This is a genomic window from Streptomyces sp. NBC_00224, from assembly GCF_041435195.1.
Lineage (GTDB): Bacteria > Actinomycetota > Actinomycetes > Streptomycetales > Streptomycetaceae > Streptomyces.
Map to the genome: position 1 here is coordinate 1,821,579 of NZ_CP108106.1, position 24,691 is coordinate 1,846,269.

Genomic DNA, 24,691 nt, shown 5'->3' on the forward strand with positions numbered 1-24,691 from the left:
GGTGACAGCGCCCGGGCTACGGGGCGGTGACGGTGAGGGCCGCGCGGCGCGGGGAGGCGAAGCCGTCGAGGTCGGCGCGGGTGAGGCCGGTGAGGCGGGCGACCTCCTCGTTGTCGAGGGCGCCGCAGTCCAGGCCGCGCAGCAGGAACCCGCTGAGCGCCTTGGCGGTGGCGGGCTCGTCCATCACGTCGCCGCCGGCCTTGGCCACATAGGCGGCGAGGCGGGCCGCGGCCTGCTCCAGGCCCTCGCGGTAGAAGGCGTACACCGCCGCGTAGCGGGTCGGCAGGTGGCCCGGGTGCATGTCCCAGCCCTGGTAGTAGGCGCGGGCCAGGGCCCGGCGGGTGAGGCCGTAGTGGAGCCGCCAGGCCTCGTGGACGTGGGCGGTGGAGCCGATCGGCAGGACGTTGGTGGAGCCGTCGGAGACCCGTACGCCGGTACCGGCGGCCGCGACCTGCATCACGGCCTTGGCGTGGTCGGCGGCGGGGTGGTCGCTGGCCTGGTAGGCGGCGGAGACGCCCACGCACGCGCTGTAGTCGAAGGTGCCGTAGTGCAGGCCGGTCGCGCGGCCCTCGGCGGCGTCGATCATCCGGGCCACGGCGGCGGTGCCGTCGGCGGCCAGGATCGACTGGCTGGTCTCGATCTGGATCTCGAAGCCGAGCCGCCCGGCAGGGAGGCCGTGGGCCTTCTCGAAGGCCTCCATGAGCCGTACGAAGGCGGAGACCTGTTCGGGGTAGGTGACCTTCGGCAGCGTGAGGACGAGTCCGTCGGGCAGGCCGCCGTGCTCCATCAGGCCGGTGAGGAAGACGTCGGTGGTGCGGATGCCGCGGTCGCGTACGGCCGCCTCCATGCACTTCATACGGATGCCCATGTACGGGGCCGCGGTGCCGTCGCGGTACGCCTGGGCGATCAGACGGGCGGCGCGGGCGGCGGCCGCGTCCTCCTCGGGTTCCGGGCGCGGGCCGTAGCCGTCCTCGAAGTCCACGCGCAGGTCTTCCACCGGCTCGCGCTCCAGCTTGGCGCGCACCCGCTCGTACACGGGCGCGGCGAGCTCGTCGGCGATGCCGAGGACCTTCGCGAAGGAGGCGGCGTCCGGGGCGTGCTCGTCGAGGGCGGCCAGCGCCTGGTCGCCCCAGGAGCGCAGGGTGCCGGCGTCGAAGAGGTCACCGGGTACATAGACGGTGTGCACGGGCTGGCGGGTGCCGGGGTCGCCCGGGTAGCGGCGGGCGAGCTCCTCGTCCACGGCCACCAGCGAAGCGCTGATCTCCTCGCTGACCGCGCCCGCGAGGCTCGTCGCCACCTTCTCCTGCTGACCCATCCTGCACCCTCCGCACGTTCAGTTTTCCACTGACTGTTTTCCACTGGCCGGAATCATCGATCCGCATAGCAGAATTTAGTTATGGGCTCCCTTCGCGTCAATGGTTGCCCGAAACGACCGGGGGCCGCGCGGTGAAGATCACCACGCGGCCCCCGGGGCGGAGCGAACGAGCAGGTCAGCCCTTGCGCGCCTGAACCTCTTCGGTCAGCTGCGGCACGACGTCGAACAGGTCGCCGACCACGCCGTAGTCGACCAGGTCGAAGATCGGGGCCTCGGCGTCCTTGTTGATCGCCACGATCGTCTTCGAGGTCTGCATACCGGCGCGGTGCTGGATGGCACCGGAGATGCCGGACGCGATGTACAGCTGCGGCGAGACCGACTTGCCGGTCTGGCCGACCTGGTTGGAGTGCGGGTACCAGCCGGCGTCGACGGCGGCGCGGGAGGCGCCGACGGCGGCACCGAGCGAGTCGGCCAGCGCCTCGATGATCGCGAAGTTCTCGGCGCCGTTGACGCCGCGGCCACCGGAGACCACGATCGCGGCCTCGGTCAGCTCGGGGCGGCCGGTCGACTCGCGCGGGGTGCGGGCGACGACCTTGGTACCGGTGGCCTGCGCGGAGAAGGTGACCGCCAGGGCCTCGACAGCGCCCGCGGCCGGAGCGGCCTCCACGGCGGCCGAGTTCGGCTTGACCGTGATGACCGGGGTGCCCTTGGAGACACGGGACTTGGTGGTGTACGAGGCGGCGAACGCCGACTGCGTGGCAACCGGGCCGTTGTCGCCGGCCTCCAGGTCGACGGCGTCGGTGATGATGCCGGAACCGATGCGGACCGCGAGGCGGGCCGCGATCTCCTTGCCCTCGGCGGAGGACGGGACGAGCACGGCGGCCGGGGACACCGCCTCGTACGCGGCCTGGAGCGCGTCCACCTTCGGCACGACGAGGTAGTCGGCGAACTCCGGGGCGTCGGCGGTCAGCACACGGGTGGCACCGTGCTCGGCGAGGGCCGGCGCGGTGGCCTCGGCGCCGGCACCGAGGGCGACCGCGACCGGCTCGCCGATGCGGCGGGCCAGCGTCAGCAGCTCCAGGGTGGGCTTGCGGACGGCGCCGTCGACGTGGTCGACATAGACGAGAACTTCAGCCATGGGACTCAATCTCCTGCGAAGTACGAAGAATCTGGGGGCAGTTGGGCGCTACGAGCTGTCGACGAGCCTTAGATGAACTTCTGGCTCGCGAGGTACTCGGCCAGCTGCTTGCCGCCCTCGCCCTCGTCCTTGACGATCGTGCCGGCGGTACGGGCCGGACGCTCGGCGGCCGAGTCGACCGCGGTCCAGGCGCCTTCGAGGCCGACCTCGTCGGCGTCGAGGTCCAGGTCGCCCAGGTCCAGCGACTCCACCGGCTTCTTCTTGGCGGCCATGATGCCCTTGAAGGACGGGTAGCGGGCCTCGCCCGACTGGTCCGTCACGGACACGACGGCCGGCAGGGACGCCTCAAGCTGCTCCGAGGCGGTGTCGCCGTCGCGGCGGCCCTTGACCACGCCACCGTCGACCGAGACCTCGGAGAGCAGCGTGACCTGCGGAACGTTCAGACGCTCGGCAAGCAGCGCCGGCAGCACGCCCATGGTGCCGTCGGTCGAGGCCATGCCGCAGACGACCAGGTCGTAACCGGTCTTCTCGATGGCCTTGGCGAGCACCAGCGAGGTGCCGACGACATCGGTGCCGTGCAGGTCGTCGTCCTCGACGTGGACGGCCTTGTCGGCGCCCATGGAGAGCGCCTTGCGCAGCGCGTCCTTGGCGTCCTCGGGGCCGACGGTCAGCACGGTGATCTCCGCGTCGTCCGCCTCGTCGGCGATCTGCAGTGCCTGCTCGACCGCGTACTCGTCGAGTTCCGAAAGGAGGCCGTCGACGTCGTCGCGGTCGACGGTCAGGTCATCGGCGAAGTGCCGGTCGCCGGTGGCGTCGGGCACGTACTTCACACAGACAACGATCCTCAAGCTCACGCCGGCTCTCCTACTGCATCGTCATTTCTGGGCTGCCTTGTTGCACGCAGCATAGGCGCCTGATGGGGCGGTTTCCGGTCGGGGCGACCGACGCTCCGAACGAAATATTACTCGCCAGTACACCCACTGTGTTCCCCGTAAGCAAGCGCTTTGAACTGTGACGTTGCCAACGCTGAGTAACCGGTGAGTACGGAGACGATTCAGTCACGCAACGCGTTGAAGCGACCCTGGTGGTAGAGGAGCGGGCGGCCCGCGCCGGCGGGCTCGCCGAAGACCGCCTCGCCGACCACGATGCGGTGGTCCCCGGCCGGGATGCGGGCGACCACCCGGCACACCAGCCAGGCGAGGACGCCGTCCAGGACCGGCACGCCCTCGGGGCCCGGCTGCCAGCGGGTGTCGCCGCCAAAGCGGTCGGCGCCGCTGCGGGCGAAGGTCGCCGCGAGGTCTTCCTGGTGTTCGCCGAGTATGTGGACGCCTATGTGCTCGGCCTCGGAGACGACGGGCCAGCTGGAGGAGCCGGTGCCGATGCCGAAGGAGAGCAACGGGGGCTCGGCGGCGACGGAGTTGAGGGAGGTGGCGGTGAAGCCGACGGGCCGGCCGTCACGCTGCGCGGTGATCACCGCCACACCGGCGGCGTGCTGGCGGAAGACCGCGCGGAACAGCTGGGGGGAGGCGGCGTGTGCGGTGCCGAGCTCGGGCGAAGCCGTCATGGAGTTGTCCTTCTGCGGTGGGTGCGAGGGGGCTGTGGACTGCTCAGCAGCCCGGACAGCGCGCACTTGCGTTGCGGGCGAGGTCCACATGGACGCGCCCGAAGAGAAGGATTCTGTTCGGCACATCGTCAGATTGACGATTGCCGGTGGCCTCAGTCAAGTGCCTTCTACGATGTGGGAGATCCATCACGGCTCGCTCCACCCCGCTCACACCGCCTCTCCCAGCGCGGCGATCACATCGGCCCGGCGCGGCTGCCCGGCCGCGCGGCGCACGATCCGGCCGGTGCGGTCCAGGACCAGGACGGTCGGCGTGGCCCGGATGTCCAGGGCACGCACCAGCGCCAGGTTCTCCTCGGCGTCGATCTCCACGTGCGCGACCCCCTCCACCATCGCGGCAACGTCCGCCAGGGTGCGCCGAGTTGCCCGGCAGGGCTGACAGAACGCGCTGGAGAACTGCACCAGGGTCGCCCGCTCGCCCAGCTCCGCGCCCAACTGGGCTGCTCCCAGCCCCGGCCCCTGCTCGCGCACCGCTCTTCCTCTCCTCGATCCGGCCGTCCCGCCTGTTCAGCGCCGAAGGCCGCCCGGAAGATTCCCGCCCGCCCCGACCTGGGCGTACGTGATGAGAATCTCCCCGCCCCAAGGCCCCAGGACTGGCCACCACGGCGCGTTTCGGGCACGATCTGCCCAACGCCGAAAACCTACGGCTGCGTAACTTCCACCGGGAGAACCCTCCCCGGGAAAAGAGAAGGGTCACCTCCAGATGGCAGAACTCGTCTATCGGCCGGTCGTCGGCGCCGCCCTCACGATGTTCAAGGCGCTCGACCTGAAGATCGACACCCAGGGTTCGGAGAACATCCCCCGCTCCGGCGGTGCGGTGCTCGTCAGCAACCACGTCAGCTATCTGGACTTCATCTTCACCGGGCTCGCCGCCCTGCCCCAGAAGCGCCTGGTGCGCTTCATGGCCAAGGAGTCGGTCTTCCGGCACAAGATCTCGGGCCCGCTGATGCGCGGCATGAAGCACATCCCGGTCGACCGCAAGCAGGGCGAGGCCGCTTACGCGCACGCCCTGGACTCGCTGCGCTCCGGAGAGATCGTCGGCGTCTTCCCCGAGGCGACCATCTCGCAGTCGTTCACCCTGAAGAGCTTCAAGTCGGGCGCGGCCCGACTCGCCCAGGAGGCCGGGGTCCCGCTGATCCCGATGGCGCTGTGGGGCACCCAGCGGGTGTGGACCAAGGGCCGTCCGCGCAACTTCAAGCGCAGCCACATCCCCGTCACCATCCGGGTCGGCGAGCCGGTCGAGGCCCCCGCCGACCAGTACGCGGGAGCCATCACCCGGCGGCTGCGCGAGCGGTGCCAGGAGCTCCTGGAAGCCGCCCAGCGCGCCTATCCCGTACGCCCCAAGGACGCCGCGGACACCTGGTGGATCCCGGCCCACCTCGGCGGCACCGCACCCACGCCCGAAGAGGTGCGCGAGCGCGACGCCAGCCGCTGAGTCCGCGAGGCGGCCGCTGAATCGTCACGCCCCGGCGACGACAGGGGCGTGGACGGTGATCCGAGCCCCGGGGCTCACCTTCTCCAGGAGCTCGGCGAGCTCCGCCGCCGCCTCTTCCAGGCCGCAGTGCGGAGCCATCCCCTCCAGCAGGAAGAGCGCGTTGACGGACTCCTCGGTGAGTCGGGTCCGCACGCCCTGACGCCAGTTCCAGCGACGGCAGGTCACGCCCTCGTCGTCGCACCACACCACCTCGCCCGCGTCCGGGTGCTCGACGGCCGCCTCCCCGCCCGCGACGGTGGGGAACGGCTCGTCGCCGGTGGCCCGCACCAGCCGCATCGATCCCGCGATGTGGTCGGTGTCCTCGCCGCCGACCGGGACGAGGTGGGCGACGCTGATCGCGTTGTAGACGTCGACGAGCAAGTTGATGCGCGGCAGGCCGCCGTCGGCGAGCGCGCGCCTGGCGAGCGCCTCGGCCGAGTTGCGGGTGCGCGAGGGCTTGGCGCCGAACGCGGTGTACGCGTCCCGCCAGGCGGCCATGTGCGGGTCCTCGTGCGGGGCGAGCGCGCCGAGCCGCTCGCGCAGCCGCCGGGCGGCCTCGTCGAGCAGCGCCGAACTCACCTCGTCGCTGGGGCCGTTGACGAGTCCGCGGGCCTCCACGGCGACATGGGTGAAGCCGGGCGCGAGCGCGTACACCTCGTCGGACACGGTGAGCGTGAGCGTCATGGTCTGGGGTGCCTCACAGTTCGGTCGGGAGCGTCCGCCAGAGGTGCGGACGGTCGGGCGCGGCCTTCAGAGCGGCCAGCACCACCGGATGCGGTACATCATAGAGTACTGGATAGTCCACCTCACTGAACTCCGGCCGCACCTTCCAGGCCAGCCGCTCCTCCCCCAGCGAGAACTGGGCGTCGACCCCGGGCTTGTTCCCGCGCACGTCCTGCCGCGCCCACTCGCGCTCACCGGGCAGCTTCAGGGCGACCAGGCCGTGCATGACGGGGTTCGAGCCGTCGTCGTCGGCGAGCCGCTGGTAGCAGAGGGCGGCCGGTATCCCCTCGGCCCGCAGCAGCGCGGCGTAGGCGTGGGACTTGGCGTAGCAGATGCCGGTGCGCCGCTCCAGGACGTCGGAGGCCCGCCAGGTGACCCGGAGATCGCCCGCGTCCTGGGAGTGCGGGATGGTGTCGCGGACGAATTCATAGGCGACCCTGGCGTATGAGTATGCGTCGGGCACGACGGTCGCGAGCTTCTCCGCGAGGTCGCGTACGAGCGGGTGCTCGTGGTCGATGACCTCGTCCGATACGAGATACGCCGAGAGTTCAGGGTTCTGCTGGATGAGTCGCATGGCACGCGAGCGTACGAAAGCGGCCGACCGCAAGTCAATGACTTTACGGTCGACCGCATACATATTCTGCTCAGCCCACGGGACGTCTAACGGGACATCTCTTCCTTGAGCGCCGTGAGGAAGCCGTCCACGTCGTCCTCGCTGGTGTCGTACGAGCACATCCAGCGGACGTCGCCGGCCGCCTCGTCCCAGAAGTAGAACCGGTAGCGCTTCTGCAGCCGCTCGCTCACGTCGTGCGGCAGCCGCGCGAAGACCGCGTTCGCCTGGACCGGGTAGAGGATCTCTACCCCGTCGACCGAGCGGACGCCCTCGGCGAGACGCTGCGCCATCGCGTTGGCGTGGCGCGCGTTGCGCAGCCACAGGTCCTTGGCGAGCAGCGCCTCCAGCTGCACCGAGACGAAACGCATCTTGGAGGCGAGCTGCATCGACATCTTGCGGATGTGCTTCATCCGGCGCACCGCGTCCGGGTTGAGCACGACGACGGCCTCGCCGAAGAGCATGCCGTTCTTGGTGCCGCCGTACGAGATCACGTCGACGCCCGCGGCGTTGGTGAACGCGCGCATCGGCACGTCCAGGGAAGCGGCCGCGTTGGATATCCGGGCGCCGTCGAGGTGCACCTTCATGCCGTGCTGGTGGGCGTGGTCGCAGATCGCGCGGATCTCGTCCGGCGTGTAGACCGTGCCGAGCTCGGTGTTCTGGGCGAGCGAGACGACCTGCGGCATCGCGCGGTGCTCGTCCTCCCAGCCCCAGGCCTGCCGGTCGATGAGCTCGGGGGTGAGCTTGCCGTCCGGCGTCGGCACGGTGAGCAGCTTCAGGCCCGCCATGCGCTCCGGCGCGCCGCCCTCGTCCACGTTGATGTGCGCGGACTCGGCGCAGATCACCGAGCCCCAGCGGTCGGTCAGCGCCTGGAGGGCGACGACGTTGGCGCCCGTCCCGTTGAAGACCGGGAACGCCTCGGCGCTGCCACCGAAGTGGCTGTGGATGACGCGCTGGAGGTGGTCGGTGTAGTCGTCCTCCCCGTACGCGATCTGGTGCCCGCCGTTGGCGAGCGCGATGGCGGCCAGGACCTCGGGGTGCACGCCCGCGTAGTTGTCGCTGGCGAAGCCGCGCACCTCGGGGTCGTGGTGCCGTCGCGCGTCCGTCTTCACGGCTTGGGGGTCAGCCACAGGCGCTGTCCATTCACTTCCACGGCGGGCCGCTCCCAGACTCCGGCGATGGCCTCGGCCAGCTCCTTGACGTCGGTGAAGCCCGCGAACTTCGCATTCGGGCGCTCGGCGCGCATCGCGTCGTGCACCAGTGCCTTGATCACCAGGATGGCAGCAGCGGCGGCCGGCCCGTCGTCGCCCCCCGCCTTGCGGAAGGCGTCGGCGAGCGAGAGGGTCCACGCCTCGGCCGCGGCCTTGCCCGCGTTGTACGCGGCGTTGTTCGCGGTGGGCTTGTGCGCACCGGACTGGCTCACCAGCACGTATCGGCCGCGGTCGCTGCGCAGCAGCCCGTCGTGGAACGCCAGCGAGGTGTGCTGCACGGTCTTGATGAGCAGCTTCTCCAGCAGCTCCCAGTCGGCGAGGTCGGTCTCCGGGAAGGAGGCGCTGCCGCGCCAGCCGCCCACGAGGTGGACCAGACCGTCGATCCGGCCGAACTCCTTCTCGGTCCGGGCCGCCCACTCGCGAGTGGCGCCCAGATCGAGCAGGTCGACGGTGTCGCCCACGACGGTCGCCCCGCCGTGTGCGTAGCGCGCCGCGTCGACGGCCTCGGCCAGCCGTGCCGCGTCCGCGTCGGACGCCACCACGATGGCACCCGCCTCGGCGAGCCTGAGCAGGGCGGCGCGGCCCGCCGGGCCCGCGGCTCCGGCCACCGCGATCACGGCGCCGCTAAGCGGCCCGTTGCCATTCCCGTTGCCATTCATGATCGTCTCCTCCGCACGAGTGCTCACGCGGCAGCTCGCTCGGCGTTCGCCGCGGTGATCCCCTTGGTGGAGGCAATCACGTCCTTCAGCTTCTTGGCGAGCGCCTCATAGAACATGCTCAGGGGAAACTCGTCCGCGAGCACGTCGTCGACGAGTTTGCGCGGCGGCAGCGAGAGGTCCAGAGCGTCCGGACCCTTGGCCCAGCGGGATCCCGGGTGCGGCGCGAGGTAGGTGGAGACCAGGTCGTACGCGGCGAACCAGTGCACCAGCTTCGGGCGGTCGATGCCGTCCCGGTAGAGCTTCTCGATCTCGGCGCAGAGCTCGTTGGTGACCCGGGGGGCCTGCTCCCAGTCGATGTGCAGCTTGTTGTCGGTCCAGCGCACCACGTCGTGCTTGTGCAGGTACGCGAAGAGCAGCTGGCCGCCGAGGCCGTCGTAGTTGCGGTTGCGGTCGCCGGAGACCGGGAAGCGGAACATCCGGTCGAAGAGCACCGCGTACTGCACGTCGCGGCCGTGCTCGTTGCCCTCGGCCTCCAGCTTCACGGCCTCCTTGAAGGCGGTGAGGTCGCAGCGCAGCTCCTCCAGGCCGTACATCCAGAACGGCTGGCGCTGCTTGATCATGAACGGGTCGAACGGCAGGTCGCCGTGGCTGTGGGTGCGGTCGTGGACCATGTCCCAGAGCACGAAGGCCTTCTCGCAGCGCTCCTGGTCGCCCACCATCGCCTTGATGTCCTCGGGCAACTCGACGCCGAGGAGCTCGACGGCCGCCTCGGTGACGCGGCGGAAGCGGGCGGCCTCGCGGTCGCAGAAGATGCCGCCCCAGGTGAACCGCTCGGGCGCCTCGCGCACGGCGATGGTCTCCGGGAAGAGGACGGCCGAGTGGGTGTCGTACCCGGCGGTGAAGTCCTCGAAGGCGATGCCGCAGAAGAGCGGGTTGTCGTAGCGGGTGGCCTCCAGCTCGGCCAGCCAGTCGGGCCACACCATGCGCAGCACGACCGCTTCGAAGTTGCGGTCCGGGTTGCCGTTCTGCGTGTACATGGGGAAGAGGACCAGGCGCTGCAGCCCGTCGGCGCGGTCTGCGGCCGGGTGGAAGGCGAGCAGCGAGTCCAGGAAGTCCGGCACGTCGAAGGCTCTGTCGGCCCACTTGCGCAGGTCCGCGACGAGCGCGCGGTGGTACGCCGCGTCGTGCGGCACCAGCGGCGAGAGGTCCTCGACCGCGGCCGCGATCCGCTCGACCACGGCCTCCACGGCAGCACGGGCCGGTGCGCCCTCGGCGTCGAAGTCGATGGATCCGTCCTTGGACTGCCAGGGACGGATCTCCTCGACGGAACTCTTGAGCACGGTCCAGGCAGGGTGCTCGACCACGGGCCGGTCGGCGATCGCGCCATCCGCGGCCACGTCCTGCACAAGAATTTCCGTCATGTCACTTCCTCCACAGGAGAACCTCGCGTTAAGACACCGTATCCGTGTTCGGTTCTCCCGCTCAAGGGGGATCTCAGGAAATTATCCTGCGCTCCGTCACACCGGCCGCCGTTCTTCCTGCGGAGCTCCGCCGGGGCGCTCGGTTCTGCCACGGCGCAGACGTAGCGCTCCCCCGCGTCAACAGCCCGGGGACTCGCCCACCTCCGGGTGACCCGTCAGGCCCCCGCACGCCCCGTGGCAACCGGGCGGACGCCTCCACTGCCCCGCGCGAGCCGGGGTCCAACGCGCGTCCCGGCCGTTAGGCTGCGGCACTGCCGCGTGCGCACGGGACTGCCCGCGCGGAAACCGCCGTCGACGGAAGCGAGGCCTGTCTTGACGTTCCTCACCATCGGTCATCGCGGGGTCATGGGTGTCGAGCCGGAGAACACCCTGCGTTCCTTCGTCCGCGCCGAACGCTCGGGCATGGACGTCATCGAACTGGATCTGCACCTCAGCAAGGACGGCGCGCTCGTCGTGCTGCACGACGCCGAGGTGGACCGCACCACGGACGGAAAGGGCCCGGTGGCCGACAAGACCGTCGCCGAGCTGCGGGAGCTCGACGCGGGTCAGGGCGAGCGCATCCCGCTGTTCGAGGAGGTCCTGGACGCGGTCGGCTCACCGCTCCAGGCCGAGATCAAGGACATCAGGGCCGCCGACGAGCTCGCGCGCGTCATCCACGCGCGCGATGTCGTCGGCCGGGTCACGGTCTCCTCGTTCCACGAAGAGGCGCTCGCGCGGATGTCCTCGCTGGTGCCGGGGGTACGGACGGTCCTGGTCGCGAGCCACTGGGACAGCGGCATCGCGGAGCGGGCCACGGCGGTGGGCGCACACGCCCTCTCGCTCGACATCCGCCGCCTCACACTGGACGACGTCGAACGGGCGCACGCCGTGTCCGTACAGGTCATCGGGTGGGTGGTGAACACCCAGGACCATCTGCGGCTGGTGCGCGCGCTGGGCCTGGACGGCGCGACGACCGACTACCCGGAGATCCGCCGCACCGGCCGCTTCACCGCCTGAAACGCCCGCGGAACCGTCAGACCAGCTCCTTCACCAGGAGCTCGAAGGCGAGGTCCTGGCGCTGCGGGATGCCGAAGCGCTCGTCGCCGTACGGGAAGGGCGTCATCTTTCCCGTACGGCGGTAGCCGCGCCGCTCGTACCAGGCGATCAGCTCGTCCCGCACCGAGATCACCGTCATGTGCATCTCGGTCACGCCCCAGCCCTCGCGCGCGGAGCGCTCGGCCTCGGCGATGATCTCCTTGCCGAGGCCGCCGCCCTGGAGGCCGGGGCGGACCGCGAACATCCCGAAGTAGGCGGCGTGGCCGCGCTGTTCGAGCTGGCAGCAGGCGACGACGGCGCCGTCCCGCTCCACCGTGAGCAGCCGGCTGCCGGGCGTGGTGATCACCTTGCGCACCCCCTCCGGGTCGGTGCGCTGCCCCTGGAGGATGTCCGCCTCGGTGGTCCAGCCGGTCCGGCTGGAGTCCCCGCGGTAGGCCGACTCGATGAGCGGCACCAGCTCCTCGACATCGGCCTCGGTGGCGTCCCGGTAGCTCAGCTCTCCGGCGCGGGTGGTGTCCATGCGAACGTTCTCCCAACTGCATCATGACGTGGCGGGCGCACCCCGAGCGTAACCCCGCCCCTAAGCTGCTTCGGCATGGTGCATGTGCTGAGCAGCAGAACCCTCCTGCGCCCCACCGACCCCGACCGCTCCCGAGCCTTCTACGGCGGGCAGTTGGGGCTCGCGGTCTACCGCGAGTTCGGCACGGGGCCGGAACGCGGCACGGTCTACTTCCTCGGCGGCGGCTTCCTGGAGGTGTCCGGCCGCGCCGAGGCGCCCCCCGCGCCCGGTCTGCGGCTGTGGCTCCAGGTGGCGGACGCGGCCCAGGCGTACGAGGAGCTGACCGGGCTCGGGGTGGAGATCCTGCGGCCTCCGGTGCGCGAGCCGTGGGGGCTGATCGAGATGTGGCTCCAGGACCCGGACGGGGTACGGATCGTGGTGGTCGAGGTGCCCGCGGACCATCCGCTGCGCTTCCGCCCCTGACATCGGCCACCCGCGCCGCGACAATCCCGGCGATACGCGAGCTCCCCGCGCGCCCCCTTGTGTGTCCTTGCGCCCGCGTGCGACACGGCCCGCACGGGAATCGACCTCTCGGCAGGGCGACATGTCGAGCGGGGAGGTGTGCCATGCACGGAACCGCGCTGTCCGGCTGGCTGCTCGTGGCGGTGTGCGCGGCCACCGGCGCGTACTGCGTACTGCGGCTGCGCAGCGACTGCGCACGGGCGCGCAGTTCGGCCGGGGGCGAGGCGGTGATGGGCTTCGGTATGGCCGCGATGGCCGTCCCGGCTGCGTTCGCGTCCCCGCCGTCCTGGATCTTCGCCGCGTACGCGGGGGTCTTCGGGGCCGCGGCCCTGCGGGCGGGCTGGCTCGCCCGCACACACGGGAACGGCAACAGTCACCATCTGCACCACGTGATCGGTTCGCTCGCCATGGTCTACATGGCGCTGGCGATGAGCACCCCGGGCGGCCACGCCGCACACGGGGGCCACACGGGTCCCGCGAGCGGGATCCCGCTCGTCACCGGCGCGCTGCTCGTCTACTACGTGGGCTATGTGCTCACGACGGGCGCACGGCTGCTGCCCGTCGCGGGACCGGCCCGCGACGGCGGTGCGCCCGGCTGGGGCGCGCGGCCCGAACTGACGCTGGCGTGCCGGTTGTCGATGGGGATCGCCATGCTGGCGATGCTGCTCGCCCTGTGACGTGCGCCGGGGTTCGCCCGGGGCCCGTCCGCGGTTCTCCTGACGTCCACCCCGCGGCGCCCGCCGGTGATCGTGATCAAAACGTGGCGTGCGTCACTTGGTGTGCAAGGTCGTACCTATGGGGACGGCCCCGCTCATAGGCTGAGGCCATGATGGTCTCCCTCGCGTTGCTGGCGCTCGGCGTCGTGTCCGCCGTGGTGGCCCCGCGGCTGTTCGCGCGCGCCCACTGGGCCGAGCGCGAGCCGGTGGTGGCGCTGTGGGTCTGGCAGTGCGTGGTGGCCGCGGTCCTGCTGTGCTTCGCGCTCGCGATGGTCTTCAGCGCGGCGGCGGCCTGGCAGACGGTACGGGGGCAGGTGTTCGCGACCGCCCCGCGCGCGGTGGTCGACGCGTACGCGCTGGGCCCGTACGGCCCGTGGTCGGCGGCGCTCGCGGTCCTGCTCTTCTGCGGCGGCGCCTGGACGGCCGCGATGCTCACCCGGGAGATCCGCAATGCGCGGGCGGGGCGCCGGGCACGGCGTTCGGAACTGCTGGTGCGCGCGCCGCTGCTGCCCGGCGAGGAGCCCGGCGGGGCGCCGCTGGTGGTCCTGGAGGCCCAGCGCCCGGACGCCTGGTGGCTGCCGGGCCCCAGCCCCCAACTGGTCATCACCACCGCGGCACTTCGGCGCCTGAAGGGCCGTCAGCTCGACGCCGTGCTCGCCCATGAGCAGGGCCACGCGCGCGCCCGCCACCACTGGCTGCTGAACTGCTCGGCCGCGCTGGCCAACGGCTTCCCGAAGATCCCGGTGTTCGCGGCCTTCCGGGACGAGATGCACCGGCTGGTCGAGCTGGCCGCGGACGACGTCGCCTCGCGGCGGTACGGGCGGCTGACGATCGCGCTCGCCCTGGTCGAACTCAACGAGGACCGGGGCCTGTTCGGCCCCTGCCCGGCCCCGCACGGCGAGGTCCCGCAGCGGGTGAAGCGCCTCCTCGCCGCCTCGCCCCGGCTCACCGCGGGCCACCGGCTCCGGCTGACGGCGGCGGCCGCCCTGGTCCCGGTCGTACCCCTCCTGGTGGCTTTCGTGCCGGGTCTGCGCGCCCTGGGCTAGCCCAGGCGCTCACGAGATCGACCCGTCGGCACCTCAGCGAGGATCGAGCCCATGCCCATCGCAGCCCCGCCGACGCGCACCCCCGCCCTCGCCATCGGTCCGGCCCGCGCGGGTGCGACCCTGGCGGCCCTCTCCGGCCTCCTGCTGGCCCTTGTGGCGGCCGGGTGGGGGCCACTGATGACCCAGGACCGCGCGGTCGCCGACGGGCTCCACAAGAGGGCCGTGGCCGAGCCGGGGCTCACCCACGTCAACCGGGTGCTCACCGACTGGGTCTGGGACACCTGGACGATGCGCGCCCTGCTGGCCGTGGTGGTCGTCGCCCTCTTCGTACGCGGCGGACGGCCCCTCGCGCTGTGGGCGGCCGCGACGAGCGCGCTGGGCACGTTCGTCCAGCAGAGCCTGAAGGCGGCGCTCGGGCGGGAGCGGCCCAGTTGGCCGGATCCGGTCGATTCCGCGTCGTACGCGGCCTTCCCGTCGGGCCACGCGCTCACCGTGACGGTGACATTCGGCCTCCTGCTGTGGCTGACGGCTGCCCGGGGCGCCCGCCCCGCGGTGCGCCGGGCGGTGGCCGCGGCCGGCGCCGTCTCGGTGCTCGGGGTGGGCTTCACCCGCGTCTATCTCGGCGTCCACTGGCTCTCGGACGTGGTCGGCGGCTGGCTGATCGGCGCGGCTCTGGTGGCCCTGTCGGTGGCGGCGTACGGGAGATGGGGCGCGAACCGGCCGCATCCGGCCGACGGAGCTTGAACCGACCGGGGCGCGCGGGGAAGGATCGCGGCCATGGCGATCAAGGGTGTGCTGTTCGACTTCTCCGGGACGCTGTTCCGCGTCGAGTCCACGCGGGACTGGCTCCGCACCGTCCTCGACGAGAGGGGCATCACGCTCCCGGAGGAACAACTCGCCCGGTACGTCGAGGAGTTGACCGAGGCGGGGGCGCTGCCCGGCGGCGCCGACCCCTCGCACGTGCCGCCGCAGCTGGCGGAGCTGTGGGCGACCCGCGACCGCAGCGCCGAGCTCCACCGGGCCGCGTACACCGGGCTCGCGAAACGGGTGACACTGCCAGATCCGCAGTTGTACACCGCGCTCTACGAACGGCACATGACACCCGCCGCCTGGCGCCCCTATCCCGACGCGCGGGCGGTCCTGACCGGGCTGCGCGAGCGGGACGCGCGCGTGGCCGTGGTGAGCAACATCGGCTGGGACCTGCGGCCGGTCTTCCGCGCCCACGGCCTGGACGGCCTGGTGGACGCGTACGTCCTGTCGTACGAGCACGGGGTGCAGAAGCCGGACGCGCGGCTGTTCCGGGCGGCCTGCGAGGCGATCGGGCGGGAGCCGGGCGAGGTGCTGATGGTGGGCGACGACCGCCGGGCGGACGGCGGGGCCGCGGCACTGGGCTGCGCCGTCCACTTCGTGGACCATCTGCCGGTCGAGGAGAGGCCGGCCGGGCTGAGCCCCGTCCTGGACGTCGTCGACCGGGGCGAAGAGCAGGCCACCTATGGGCCGCCCCTCCTGGGTGATCCCCCGCGTCACCCAGAAAGGGCAGCAAATCCGCAGGCCAGAACCCCCGGGAGGGGTTCCCGCATACGGTGACCTGAGTATATTGGCTCAGAGCCAGTCAACGCAGGAGTTACAGCATGTCCCCGCGCAGCGCATCGGTCAATGAAGAGTTGCGCCGACGTTCCCGTGAACGGCTGCTCCAGGCGACAGTCGAACTGGTGGCGGAGCGCGGCTACGAGGCGACCACCCTCGGCGACATCGCCGACCGGGCCGGTTCGGCGCGCGGTCTGGTCTCGTACTACTTCCCCGGCAAGCGCCAGCTGCTCCAGTCCGCCGTCCACCGGGTCATGCACCTGACCCTGGAGGCGGGCCTGGAGCAGGAGCCGCGGACCGACGACGGCCGGGAGCGGCTCGCCCGCGCCATCGACGCCATACTGGGCCTCACCAAGGTCCACCCCGTACTGATGCGCGCCCACATGGCCGGGATCCTCCAGGCCGAGGGGTTCGTGCAGTGCCCCGAGCAGCAGCGCCTGTCCTGGCTGCTGCGGGACACCATGGAGCGGTACGGCTCGACGGACGTGGACGCCGACTACCCGATGCTGCGCGCGCTCCTGATGGGCGCGGTCTTCGCGGCGCTGCTGCCCGGCGCGCCCATGGAGGTGCCCAGACTGCGCGCCGAGCTGTTCCAGCGGTTCGGGCTCGACTGGGAGCTGGGCAATCCGCCGCCGCAGGGGAAACCCCTCGCCGTCCCCTGACGCCGCGCGCGCCCCGGTGCGATGCTGGAGTCCCTGGTGGGATCCTCCTGCGGGAAGGGAGCACCCTTCGTGCTGCGCATCGCCGTCGTCGGTTCCGGGCCGAGCGGGGTCTACACCGCCCAGTCCCTGGTCACCCAGAGTGCGGTACCGGGGCTGCGGGTCGACGTCCTGGACCGGCTGCCCTGCCCGTACGGACTGGTGCGCTACGGGGTGGCGCCCGACCACGAGAAGATCAAGTCGCTCCAGAACAACCTGCGGACCGTCCTGGAGGACGAGCGGATCAACTTCCTCGGGCACGTCGAGATCGGGCCCGGGGGCGTGTCGCCGGAACGCCTGCTGCGGCTCTACCACGCGGTGGTGTACTGCGTGGGCGCGTCCGCCGACCGCCGGCTCGGCATTCCCGGCGAGGACCTGCCGGGCAGCTGCTCGGCCACCGACTTCGTCTCCTGGTACAGCGCCCACCCCGACGCCGGAGCGAACGGCTTCTCGCTCGAATGGCTCACCGCCCGCTCGGCCGTGGTCATCGGCGCGGGCAACGTGGCGGTCGACGTGGCCCGCATCCTGTCGCGCGGGGCCGACGAGCTGCGCCCCACCGACGTGCCGCACGCGGCGCTGGGCGCGCTGGCCGCGAGCCGGGTGCGCGAGGTGCACATGGTCGCCCGGCGCGGCCCCTCGCAGGCGAAGTTCACCACGAAGGAGCTGCGCGAGCTGGGCTCGCTGCCGGGCGCCGAGGCGGGGGTGGACGCCGCCGAACTGGCCCTGGATCCGGCCTGCTCGGACCCGTCCGCGCTGCCCTCCGCCGTCCGCCGCAACGTCGAGGTGCTGCGCGGCTGGGCGGCGGCGGACCGCGAGCCGCGCGGGGTGGAGCGCACCCTGCGGCTGCGGTTCTTCCTGCGTCCGGTGGAGATCCTGGAGCGGGACGGGCGGGTGGGCGGGGTCCGGTTCGAGCACACGGCCCCGGACGGGGCCGGGGCCGTGCGCGGCACCGGCACGTACGAGGAGATCGAGGCCCAGCTCGTGCTGCGGGCGGTCGGCTATCTGGGCGTGCCGCTGGCGGGCCTGCCGTTCGACCCGGCGACGGGGACGGTCCCGCACGCGGCCGGACGCGTCCTGCGCGACGGCGTGCCGTCGCCCGGCGAGTACGTGGCGGGGTGGATCAAGCGCGGCCCGACGGGTGTCATCGGCACCAACCGCCCGTGCGCCAAGGAGACGGTGACCTCGCTCCTGGAGGACACCGAAGCCCTCTCGCGGCGGCCCGTCGAGGGCGAACCCGTGGACGCCATGCGGGAGTCGGGGCTGCGGCCGGTCCAGTGGCGGGGCTGGCTGGACATCGAGCGGGCGGAGGCGGAGCTCGGGCGCTCGCTGGGCCGGGGCCCGGTGAAGATCGCCGACTGGGACGGGCTGCTGACGGCGGCGCTGGGCACGCGCGAGGGCTGAGAGCCTGTCTTTGAACCCCCGCCTGCGCAGCGGCGGTCGGTGACAGGCTCTGAGCGCGGCTCAGCCGCCGAGCCGCGCCCCCTGGAGCGCCGCCGCCTCCAGGATCCGGTCGAACAGCCCCGGGAAGAGCTCCTCCAGGTCGGCCCGGCGCAGCCCGTTCATCTTGGCGGTGCCCCGGTAGGTCTGCTGGATGACGCCGCTCTCGCGCAGCACCCGGAAGTGGTGCGTGGTCGTGGACTTGGTGACGGGCAGGTCGAAGTACGAGCAGGAGAGCTCGCCGTCGGCGGCCGCGAGATCGCGGACCACCCGCAGCCGGATCGGGTCGGAGAGCGCGTGCAGCACCCCCTCCAGACGGATCTCGTCGCGCGCCGGATGGTCGAGTTCGCGCTTGCTCGTTGCTGTGGACACGCACTCATTGTACGAGACCCATCGTAGTTTGACATCTCCCGTACTACGATGCGTATCGTACGAAGCGAGCCCGGCGCCGCCCGGTGGTGCCGCGGCCGTCCTGAATGGAGTCTGCCGTGTCTGTTGCGAGTGCCCTGTTCGAGCCCTACACCCTGCGGTCGCTGACCATCCCGAACCGGGTCTGGATGGCGCCCATGTGCCAGTACAGCGCCGAGGTGTTCGGCCCGAACGCGGGCGTGGCGAACGACTGGCACTTCGCCCACTACGCGGCCCGCGCGGCTGGCGGCACGGGCCTGATCCTCGTCGAGGCCACCGCGGTGGCCCCCGAGGGCCGGATCTCCCCGGCCGACCTCGGCATCTGGAACGACACCCAGGTCGAGGCGTTCCGCCGGATCACCCGCTTCCTGGAGGCGCGGGGCACGGTGCCCGGAATCCAGATAGCCCATGCCGGGCGCAAGGCCTCGACCGACCGCCCCTGGCAGGGCGGCGCGCCGCTCGCCCCGGGGACCGAGGAGGGCTGGCAGCCGGTGGGGCCGAGCCCGGTGCCGTTCAGCGAGCGGCACACCGTACCGACCGAGCTGACGGTCGATCAGATCAAGGAGATCGTCGGGCAATTCGCCGACGCGGCCCGGCGCGCGCGGGACGCCGGGTTCAAGGTCGTCGAGATCCACGGCGCCCACGGCTATCTGATCGGCGAGTTCCTGTCCCCGCACTCCAACAAGCGCACCGACGCGTACGGCGGCTCGTTCGAGAACCGCACCCGGTTCGCGCTCGAAGTCACCGACGCCGTACGGGCGGTGTGGCCCGAGGAGCTGCCGCTGTTCTTCCGGATCTCGGCCACCGACTGGCTGGACGAGGGCGGCTGGACCGCCGACGACACCGTCCGCCTCGCCGGACTGCTCAAGGAGCACGGCGTGGACCTCCTCGACGTGTCGAGCGGCGGCAACGTCTCGGGCATCCGCATTCCGACGGGGCCCGGCTACCAGGCTCCCTTCGCGGCCCGGGTCAAGAAGGAGACCCCGCTGCCCGTCGCCGCCGTCGGTCTGATCACCGAGCCCGCCCAGGCCGAGAAGATCCTGGCCAACGGCGAGGCGGACGCGATCCTGCTCGGCCGGGAGCTGCTGCGCGACCCGTCCTGGGCCCGTCGGGCGGCCGGCGAGCTGGGCGGCGAGGTGCGGGTGCCGGACCAGTACGGCTGGGCGATCTGAGCCCGGCTCCGGCCGCCTGGTCGCTCCACCCGTACGGATCTCGTACGGGTGAAATGCGGCCCGGCGGCCGGACCCCGGTGTCCCGGAGGGCCCCGCGAGGCCCGCCCACGCCCTCCGACCTGCGTGGACGCCGTCTGCGGGGGCCGCTGTCAGTGGTCGGGTGCAGACTGGCCACTATCCGGGACAACGGCGTTTTGGAGGGGTCGGGATGACCGACGTACTGCTCACTGTGGGGACGCGCAAGGGACTGTTCATCGGCCGCAGGCACGGCGGCGACTGGCTGTTCGGCGGGCCGCACTTCAATGCCCAGGCGGTCTACTCGATCGCGATCGACACCCGGCGCGCGGTTCCCCGGCTGCTCGTCGGCGGGGACAGCGCGCACTGGGGCCCCTCCGTCTTCCGCTCGGACGACCTGGGCGAGACCTGGGTGGAGCCACCCCAACCAGCCGTGAAGTTCCCCGAGTTCACCGGCAGGTCGCTGGAGCGGGTGTGGCAGCTGCATCCGGCGGGCCCGGAGGCGCCCGATGTGGTCTACGCGGGGACGGAACCGGCCGCGCTCTTCCGCTCCGAGGACGGCGGCGAGAGCTTCGCCCTGGTCCGCCCGCTGTGGGAGCACCCGACGCGCTCGCAGTGGGTTCCGGGAGGCGGCGGTGAGGGTCTGCACACCATCGTCACCGACCCCCGGGACGCCCGGGCGGTGACCGTCGCCGTGTCCACGGCCGGGGTCTTCCGCACCCGGGACGGCGGCGAGAGCTGGGCGCCCGCCAACAAGGGCGTGTCGGCGGTCTTCCTGCCCGACCAGCACCCCGAGTTCGGCCAGTGCGTGCACAAGATCGCACAGGACGCGGCCGACCCGGACCGGCTGTTCCTGCAGAACCACTGGGGCGTCTACCGCAGCGACGACGGCGGCGAGCGGTGGCAGGACATCGGCGAGGGCCTGCCGTCCACGTTCGGATTCGCCGCCGCGACCCACCCCCGCCGCCCGGACACCGCCTACGTCTTCCCGATCACGGCCGACTCGGACCGGGTCCCGGCCGAGAACAGGTGCCGGGTCTTCCGGACCGAGGACGGCGGCCGCACCTGGGAGCCGCTGTCGGCCGGACTGCCTTCGGAGGCGCACTACGGCACGGTGCTGCGCGACGCCCTGTGCACCGACGACGCCGACCCGGCCGGGGTGTACTTCGGAAACCGCAACGGCGAGGTGTACGCGAGCGCGGACGACGGGGACACCTGGCGCCTGCTCGCCTCGCACCTGCCCGACGTCCTCTGCGTACGGGCGGCGGTGATCCGCCAGTAGAGTGACGGCCGTGGCAGCACGACCGTTGAAAGAGATCGTCGAGCCCGGGTGGGCGGACGCTCTGGAGCCAGTGGCCGGACGGATCGCCTCGATGGGCGACTTCCTCCGTCAGGAGATCGCGCAGGGGCGCACCTACCTCCCGGCCGGACAGCATGTGCTGCGGGCCTTCCAGCAGCCGTTCCAGGACGTACGGGTCCTGATCGTGGGCCAGGACCCGTATCCGACGCCGGGGCACGCCGTGGGGCTCTCCTTCTCGGTCGCCCCCGAGGTGCGTCCGCTGCCGGGCAGCCTGGAGAACATCTTCCGCGAGATGCACACCGACCTGGCACTGCCCAGGCCCGCCAACGGGGACCTGACGCCCTGGACGCAGCAGGGCGTCCTGCTCCTGAACAGGGCGCTGACCACCGCGCCCCGCAAGCCCGCCGCGCACCGCGGCAAGGGCTGGGAGGAGGTGACCGAGCAGGCCATCCGCGCGCTGACCGCGCGCGGGACCCCGCTGGTCTCGGTGCTGTGGGGGCGCGACGCCCGCAATCTGCGCCCGCTGCTCGGCGAGCTCCCGGCGATCGAGTCCGCGCACCCCTCGCCGATGTCGGCGGACCGGGGCTTCTTCGGGTCGCGGCCGTTCAGCCGCGCCAACGACCTCCTGGTCCGGCAGGGCGCGCAGCCGGTCGACTGGCGCCTGCCGTGACGGCCGGCGGCGGCGCCTGGGTGCTCGGGGTCGACTCGGGCGGGTCCGGGGTGCGGTTCGCGCTCGGCCGGGCCGAAGCGGGCGCCCCGGCCGAGGTGTTGGCGTCCGACGAGCCTGTACGGACCGGCCCCGCCGGGATCGACGCCGGACACCTGCTCGGCCAACTGGTGCCCGCCGCACTGGAGTTGCTGGACCGGACCGGCGCGGACCGGGTGGCGGCGGTGGCCGTGGGCGCCGCCGGGATGGCCTCGCTCGGCGACGACCTGCGGGCCAAGCTGCCCGCGGCGCTCGCCGGCGCGTTCGGGGTGCGCCGCCTCGCGCTGGCCGCCGACGCCGTGACGGCGTACGCAGGAGCCCTCGGCCAGCGCCCCGGGGCGGTGGTCGCCGCCGGCACCGGAATGATCGCGCTCGGCACGGATCTGACGCGGTGGCGGCGGGCCGACGGCTGGGGCCATCTGCTCGGCGATTGCGGCGGCGGCGCCTGGATCGGCCGCGCGGGGCTGGAAGCGGCGATGCGCGCCCACGACGGCCGACGCGGCGGCTCGGCCGCGCTGCGCGAGCGGGCCGAGGCGCTGTTCGGCCCGGCGCCGGAGCTGCCCGGGCTGCTGTACCCGCGCGCCGACCGGCCCGCGGTGCTGGCGTCGTTCGCGCCCGAGGTGGCGCGCTGCGCCGCGTCCGACCCGGTCGCCGCGTCGATCCTGCGGGAGGCGGCCCGCAACATCGCCGAGTCGGCGGCCGCGGTGTGCCCCGACGGGCGCGGGGACGGCCTCGCGGGGAGCCTCGACGTCGGCCCGGCCGACACCGACAGTGCGAACAGGACGGCCACCGAACGCGCGAGCGAAAGTGTGAGCGAATGCGAAGTGGCGCTCACCGGCGGCCTGTTCCGCATGGGCGATTCACTGCTCGTCCCCGTACGGGAGGAGCTCGCCGCCCTGCTGCCGTCCGCGCGCACGGTCCCCGCGGCGGGAGATCCGCTCGCCGGAGCCCTGCTGATCGCCTCCGCGCTGGCCCGCGAGGAGCTGCGACTGCCGCACGATCCGCGCATGTTGCGGGTCACGACAGAGCAGGACACTTGAGGGCAATGTCACTCGTGGGATAAATGCGGACAGATACCGCTCACCTGCCCCCTCCCCGAACACCCGCGCACGCAAAGCCAGTAGCATGCGGCGCCATGAGCTCCCCCACTGGGCCCGCATCCGGCCTGCCTGTACGAATGCCGCGACCCCGCCAGCCAGGGCGGCACCGCCGCCCGGAGCCGGTGGTCGCTCCCGAGGGTGCGCCCGCGCTCGTCCTCGCCGTTCCCGGTACTCCTTCCGCCGCCGTGCGCGCCCTGGCGGAGGAAGTCATCAGCATCGCGCGCTCCGAGCTGCCCGGCCTCGACGCCCGGATCGGCTACCTGGACGCCGACGCCGCGTCCGTGGAGTTCCCCCCGCTGGACGCCGTGCTCGCGCACACCGCCGCCGAGCGCACCGCCCGCTACGAGCAGGCCCGTGCCGCCGGCCAGGACGTGGCCGCCCCCGACGGCCCCGTCGCCGTCGTCGTGCCGCTGCTCGCGGGCCCCGACAGCGCCCTGATCCGCCGGGTCCGCCAGGCCGTCATGGACAGCCGCGCCGCCGCCGAGCTGACCGACGTCCTCGGCCCGCACCCGCTGCTCGCCGAGGCCCTGCACGTGCGCCTCTCCGAGGCCGGTCTGGCCCGCGCCGACCGCGCCCGGCTGTTCACGGTCGCCACCGCCGCCGACGGCATCATCCTGGCGACGGTCGGCGGCGAGGAGGCCGTGCAGGCCGCCGGGATCACCGGCATGCTGCTGGCCGCCCGCCTCGCCGTGCCCGTGATGGCCGCCGCGCTCGACCAGGAGGGCTCGATCGCCGCCATGGCCGAGCAGCTGCGCGGCTCCGGCTCGGTGCAGCTCGCGGTCGCCCCGTACCTGATCGGCCCCGAGGTCGCGGACGGGCTGCTCGACGCCGCCACCAAGGAGGCCGGCTGCCTGGCCGCCGAGCCGCTGGGCGCCTACCCGGCGATCGGCAAGCTCGTGCTGTCGCAGTACGCGGCCGCGCTGGGCATCACGCCGCAGCCGCAGGGCTCCCCCGTGCACTGACGTACTCGCCACCCGTACGCGTACATGTGACGCGAAAGGGCCCGCACCCGGTGAGGGTGCGGGCCCTTCGCGCTTATGGGGAAGAGGGCTCTCAGCCGAAGACGACGCACGAGGCCGCGGGGGCGGGTACGGAGCCGGCCCGGCGCGGGATGCCGCTCTCCTCGTAGAGGTCGAACCAGGTGACGTCGCCGGAGCGCTCGTTGGCCGCGTAGAGGCGGCGGCCCGAGGGGCCGAGGGTCAGATGGCGCGGCCAGCGCCCACCGCAGTCCACGGTGGCCACCAGGACGGCGTGCTCGCCGTCGGGGTCGAGCGCGAGGGTCGCGATCGAGTCGTGGCCCCGGTTGGCGACCCAGAGGAACCGTCCGTCGCGCGCGACGACGACCTCGGAGGGGAACGTCTCGGTCGTCACGCCGTCGTGGATCACCCGGGTCTCCCCCAGCGGCTCCAGGGTGCCCGCGGCGGCGTCCCAGCGGCAGACGACGAGCGTGGGCTCCAGCTCGTTCAGGACGTACGCGTGGCGGCCGTCGGGGTGGAAGGCCAGATGGCGGGGGCCGGTGCCGGGGCGCAGCGCGGTCTCACTGTGCGGGCGCAGGACGCCGGTCGCCGGGTCGAGCACGCAGACGCGTACGGAGTCGGTGCCGAGGTCGACACTGAGCAGCCAGCGCCCGCTCGGATCGGGCAGCACCTGGTGGGCGTGCGGGCCGCTCTGGCGCTTGGGGTGCGGGCCGGAGCCATGGTGCTTGAGGACGTACGCGGCGGGGCCCGGGCGCCCGTCGGGGAGCAGCGGGAGCGTGGTGACGCTGCCCGACGTGTAGTTGGCGGTCACCAGGTGGCCGGCGGCGAGCGCGAGGTGGGTCGGGGCGGCGCCGTCCACCGGCACCGGCTCGCCGAGGAGGACCGGGGTGTCGCCGGTGACGTCGAAGGCGGCGGCCGTGCCGTGCTCGCTCTCGCCGACCGCGTACAGCACGGTGGCGTCGGCCGACAGGGCCAGGAACGAGGGATCGGGGAGGGTGTCGGTGGCGCCGAGCGGGGTGAGCGCGCCGGTCAGCGCGTCCACGGCGGCGACGGTCACGCCCCTCCCGCCCGCCGTGGTGAACGACCCGATGAATGCCCGCCCGGCGCTGCTCTCGGCCACCGTGCTACCCCTCTCCGCGCGACTGTGCGCACCGGGGCTGGGCCCAGGCGCCGACTGCGGCGACCGTAGCAGGCGGTCTAGACCAACTGGGGGGGTACGGGTGGCTCTTCGTGTCGCGGGC

Annotated in this window: 26 protein-coding genes and 1 pseudogene; 14 read left to right on the forward strand and 13 right to left on the reverse strand. The window is 72.5% G+C overall.

Features of this window, described 5'->3' with window-relative positions; translation table 11 throughout:
- Positions 1–16: 16 nt before the first annotated feature.
- The 5 genes from OG965_RS08095 to OG965_RS08115 form a co-directional block, all read right to left on the reverse strand.
- Positions 17–1,315 carry an aldolase gene (locus OG965_RS08095; protein ID WP_371650646.1) on the reverse strand — a complete coding sequence of 433 codons (1,299 nt, stop codon included), beginning with the start codon at positions 1,313–1,315 and terminating at the stop codon, positions 17–19.
- Between the two features lie 175 nt (positions 1,316–1,490).
- The gene (locus tag OG965_RS08100) at positions 1,491–2,453 is read right to left on the reverse strand and encodes an electron transfer flavoprotein subunit alpha/FixB family protein (RefSeq protein ID WP_371650648.1); all 963 of its coding nucleotides are present in this window, start codon (positions 2,451–2,453) and stop codon (positions 1,491–1,493) included.
- A gap of 68 nt (positions 2,454–2,521) precedes the next feature.
- Entirely contained in the window at positions 2,522–3,307 is a 786-nt protein-coding gene (locus tag OG965_RS08105; protein ID WP_371650650.1) for an electron transfer flavoprotein subunit beta, read from the reverse strand.
- A gap of 200 nt (positions 3,308–3,507) precedes the next feature.
- Positions 3,508–4,017 (reverse strand): flavin reductase family protein, encoded by a 510-nt coding sequence (locus OG965_RS08110; protein WP_371650652.1) that lies wholly within the window; start codon positions 4,015–4,017, stop codon positions 3,508–3,510.
- A gap of 207 nt (positions 4,018–4,224) precedes the next feature.
- A complete protein-coding gene (locus OG965_RS08115; RefSeq protein ID WP_371650654.1) occupies positions 4,225–4,545 on the reverse strand; it encodes a TlpA family protein disulfide reductase in 321 nt (106 codons plus the stop codon).
- Between the two features lie 232 nt (positions 4,546–4,777).
- Between OG965_RS08115 and OG965_RS08120 the strand changes: the two genes are divergently transcribed.
- Positions 4,778–5,509 carry a lysophospholipid acyltransferase family protein gene (locus tag OG965_RS08120; RefSeq protein WP_371650656.1) on the forward strand — a complete coding sequence of 244 codons (732 nt, stop codon included), beginning with the start codon at positions 4,778–4,780 and terminating at the stop codon, positions 5,507–5,509.
- Between the two features lie 24 nt (positions 5,510–5,533).
- On the opposite strand, the gene OG965_RS08125 is transcribed toward OG965_RS08120, so the two are convergent.
- From OG965_RS08125 to OG965_RS08145, 5 genes are all read right to left on the reverse strand, one after another.
- The gene (locus OG965_RS08125; RefSeq protein WP_371650658.1) at positions 5,534–6,232 is read right to left on the reverse strand and encodes a B3/4 domain-containing protein; all 699 of its coding nucleotides are present in this window, start codon (positions 6,230–6,232) and stop codon (positions 5,534–5,536) included.
- 13 nt (positions 6,233–6,245) lie between these two features.
- Positions 6,246–6,845 (reverse strand): transglutaminase family protein, encoded by a 600-nt coding sequence (locus OG965_RS08130; RefSeq protein WP_371650661.1) that lies wholly within the window; start codon positions 6,843–6,845, stop codon positions 6,246–6,248.
- A gap of 86 nt (positions 6,846–6,931) precedes the next feature.
- Positions 6,932–7,993 (reverse strand): low specificity L-threonine aldolase, encoded by a 1,062-nt coding sequence (locus OG965_RS08135; RefSeq protein ID WP_371656884.1) that lies wholly within the window; start codon positions 7,991–7,993, stop codon positions 6,932–6,934.
- Complete coding sequence (locus OG965_RS08140; protein ID WP_371650663.1) at positions 7,990–8,751, reverse strand: SDR family NAD(P)-dependent oxidoreductase; 762 nt, start codon at positions 8,749–8,751, stop codon at positions 7,990–7,992. The genes OG965_RS08135 and OG965_RS08140 overlap by 4 nt, the downstream gene beginning before the upstream one ends.
- Before the next feature lie 23 nt (positions 8,752–8,774).
- On the reverse strand, positions 8,775–10,172 hold the full coding sequence (locus tag OG965_RS08145) for a DUF6421 family protein (RefSeq protein ID WP_371650665.1): 1,398 nt from the start codon (positions 10,170–10,172) through the stop codon (positions 8,775–8,777).
- A gap of 372 nt (positions 10,173–10,544) precedes the next feature.
- On the opposite strand from OG965_RS08145, the gene OG965_RS08150 reads away from it, so the two are divergent.
- Complete coding sequence (locus OG965_RS08150; RefSeq protein WP_371650667.1) at positions 10,545–11,228, forward strand: glycerophosphodiester phosphodiesterase; 684 nt, start codon at positions 10,545–10,547, stop codon at positions 11,226–11,228.
- Between the two features lie 16 nt (positions 11,229–11,244).
- Here the strand turns inward: OG965_RS08150 and OG965_RS08155 are convergent, their stop codons facing one another.
- Entirely contained in the window at positions 11,245–11,787 is a 543-nt protein-coding gene (locus OG965_RS08155; RefSeq protein ID WP_371650669.1) for a GNAT family N-acetyltransferase, read from the reverse strand.
- Between the two features lie 75 nt (positions 11,788–11,862).
- On the opposite strand from OG965_RS08155, the gene OG965_RS08160 reads away from it, so the two are divergent.
- From OG965_RS08160 to OG965_RS08190, 7 genes and pseudogenes are all read left to right on the forward strand, one after another.
- On the forward strand, positions 11,863–12,249 hold the full coding sequence (locus OG965_RS08160; protein WP_371650671.1) for a VOC family protein: 387 nt from the start codon (positions 11,863–11,865) through the stop codon (positions 12,247–12,249).
- Positions 12,250–12,392: 143 nt separating this feature from the next.
- Positions 12,393–12,965: a DUF5134 domain-containing protein gene (locus OG965_RS08165; RefSeq protein WP_371650674.1), complete on the forward strand. Its 573-nt coding sequence runs from the start codon at positions 12,393–12,395 to the stop codon at positions 12,963–12,965.
- A gap of 149 nt (positions 12,966–13,114) precedes the next feature.
- Entirely contained in the window at positions 13,115–14,050 is a 936-nt protein-coding gene (locus tag OG965_RS08170; protein ID WP_371650676.1) for a M56 family metallopeptidase, read from the forward strand.
- A 51-nt stretch (positions 14,051–14,101) separates the two neighbouring features.
- Positions 14,102–14,794: a phosphatase PAP2 family protein gene (locus OG965_RS08175; protein ID WP_371650678.1), complete on the forward strand. Its 693-nt coding sequence runs from the start codon at positions 14,102–14,104 to the stop codon at positions 14,792–14,794.
- Between the two features lie 33 nt (positions 14,795–14,827).
- Positions 14,828–15,517: pseudogene (locus tag OG965_RS08180) on the forward strand (HAD family hydrolase); the annotation flags it as partial.
- Between the two features lie 164 nt (positions 15,518–15,681).
- Entirely contained in the window at positions 15,682–16,299 is a 618-nt protein-coding gene (locus tag OG965_RS08185; protein ID WP_190091281.1) for a TetR/AcrR family transcriptional regulator, read from the forward strand.
- Positions 16,300–16,368: 69 nt separating this feature from the next.
- Entirely contained in the window at positions 16,369–17,736 is a 1,368-nt protein-coding gene (locus OG965_RS08190) for an FAD-dependent oxidoreductase (RefSeq protein ID WP_371650680.1), read from the forward strand.
- Between the two features lie 60 nt (positions 17,737–17,796).
- On the opposite strand, the gene OG965_RS08195 is transcribed toward OG965_RS08190, so the two are convergent.
- Complete coding sequence (locus OG965_RS08195; protein ID WP_371650682.1) at positions 17,797–18,144, reverse strand: ArsR/SmtB family transcription factor; 348 nt, start codon at positions 18,142–18,144, stop codon at positions 17,797–17,799.
- 104 nt (positions 18,145–18,248) lie between these two features.
- Between OG965_RS08195 and OG965_RS08200 the strand changes: the two genes are divergently transcribed.
- The 5 genes from OG965_RS08200 (at position 18,249) to OG965_RS08220 (ending at position 23,435) form a co-directional block, all read left to right on the forward strand.
- Entirely contained in the window at positions 18,249–19,352 is a 1,104-nt protein-coding gene (locus OG965_RS08200) for an NADH:flavin oxidoreductase/NADH oxidase (RefSeq protein WP_371650684.1), read from the forward strand.
- A 208-nt stretch (positions 19,353–19,560) separates the two neighbouring features.
- Positions 19,561–20,649: a WD40/YVTN/BNR-like repeat-containing protein gene (locus OG965_RS08205; protein WP_371650686.1), complete on the forward strand. Its 1,089-nt coding sequence runs from the start codon at positions 19,561–19,563 to the stop codon at positions 20,647–20,649.
- A gap of 10 nt (positions 20,650–20,659) precedes the next feature.
- Positions 20,660–21,337 (forward strand): uracil-DNA glycosylase, encoded by a 678-nt coding sequence (locus OG965_RS08210; protein WP_371650688.1) that lies wholly within the window; start codon positions 20,660–20,662, stop codon positions 21,335–21,337.
- Positions 21,322–22,413, forward strand: coding sequence for an N-acetylglucosamine kinase (locus OG965_RS08215; RefSeq protein WP_371656885.1), 1,092 nt, complete (start codon positions 21,322–21,324; stop codon positions 22,411–22,413). The genes OG965_RS08210 and OG965_RS08215 overlap by 16 nt, the downstream gene beginning before the upstream one ends.
- 95 nt (positions 22,414–22,508) lie before the next feature.
- On the forward strand, positions 22,509–23,435 hold the full coding sequence (locus OG965_RS08220) for a sirohydrochlorin chelatase (RefSeq protein WP_371650690.1): 927 nt from the start codon (positions 22,509–22,511) through the stop codon (positions 23,433–23,435).
- 91 nt (positions 23,436–23,526) lie between these two features.
- On the opposite strand, the gene OG965_RS08225 is transcribed toward OG965_RS08220, so the two are convergent.
- Positions 23,527–24,570, reverse strand: coding sequence for a lactonase family protein (locus tag OG965_RS08225; RefSeq protein ID WP_371650692.1), 1,044 nt, complete (start codon positions 24,568–24,570; stop codon positions 23,527–23,529).
- Positions 24,571–24,691: the final 121 nt, after the last annotated feature.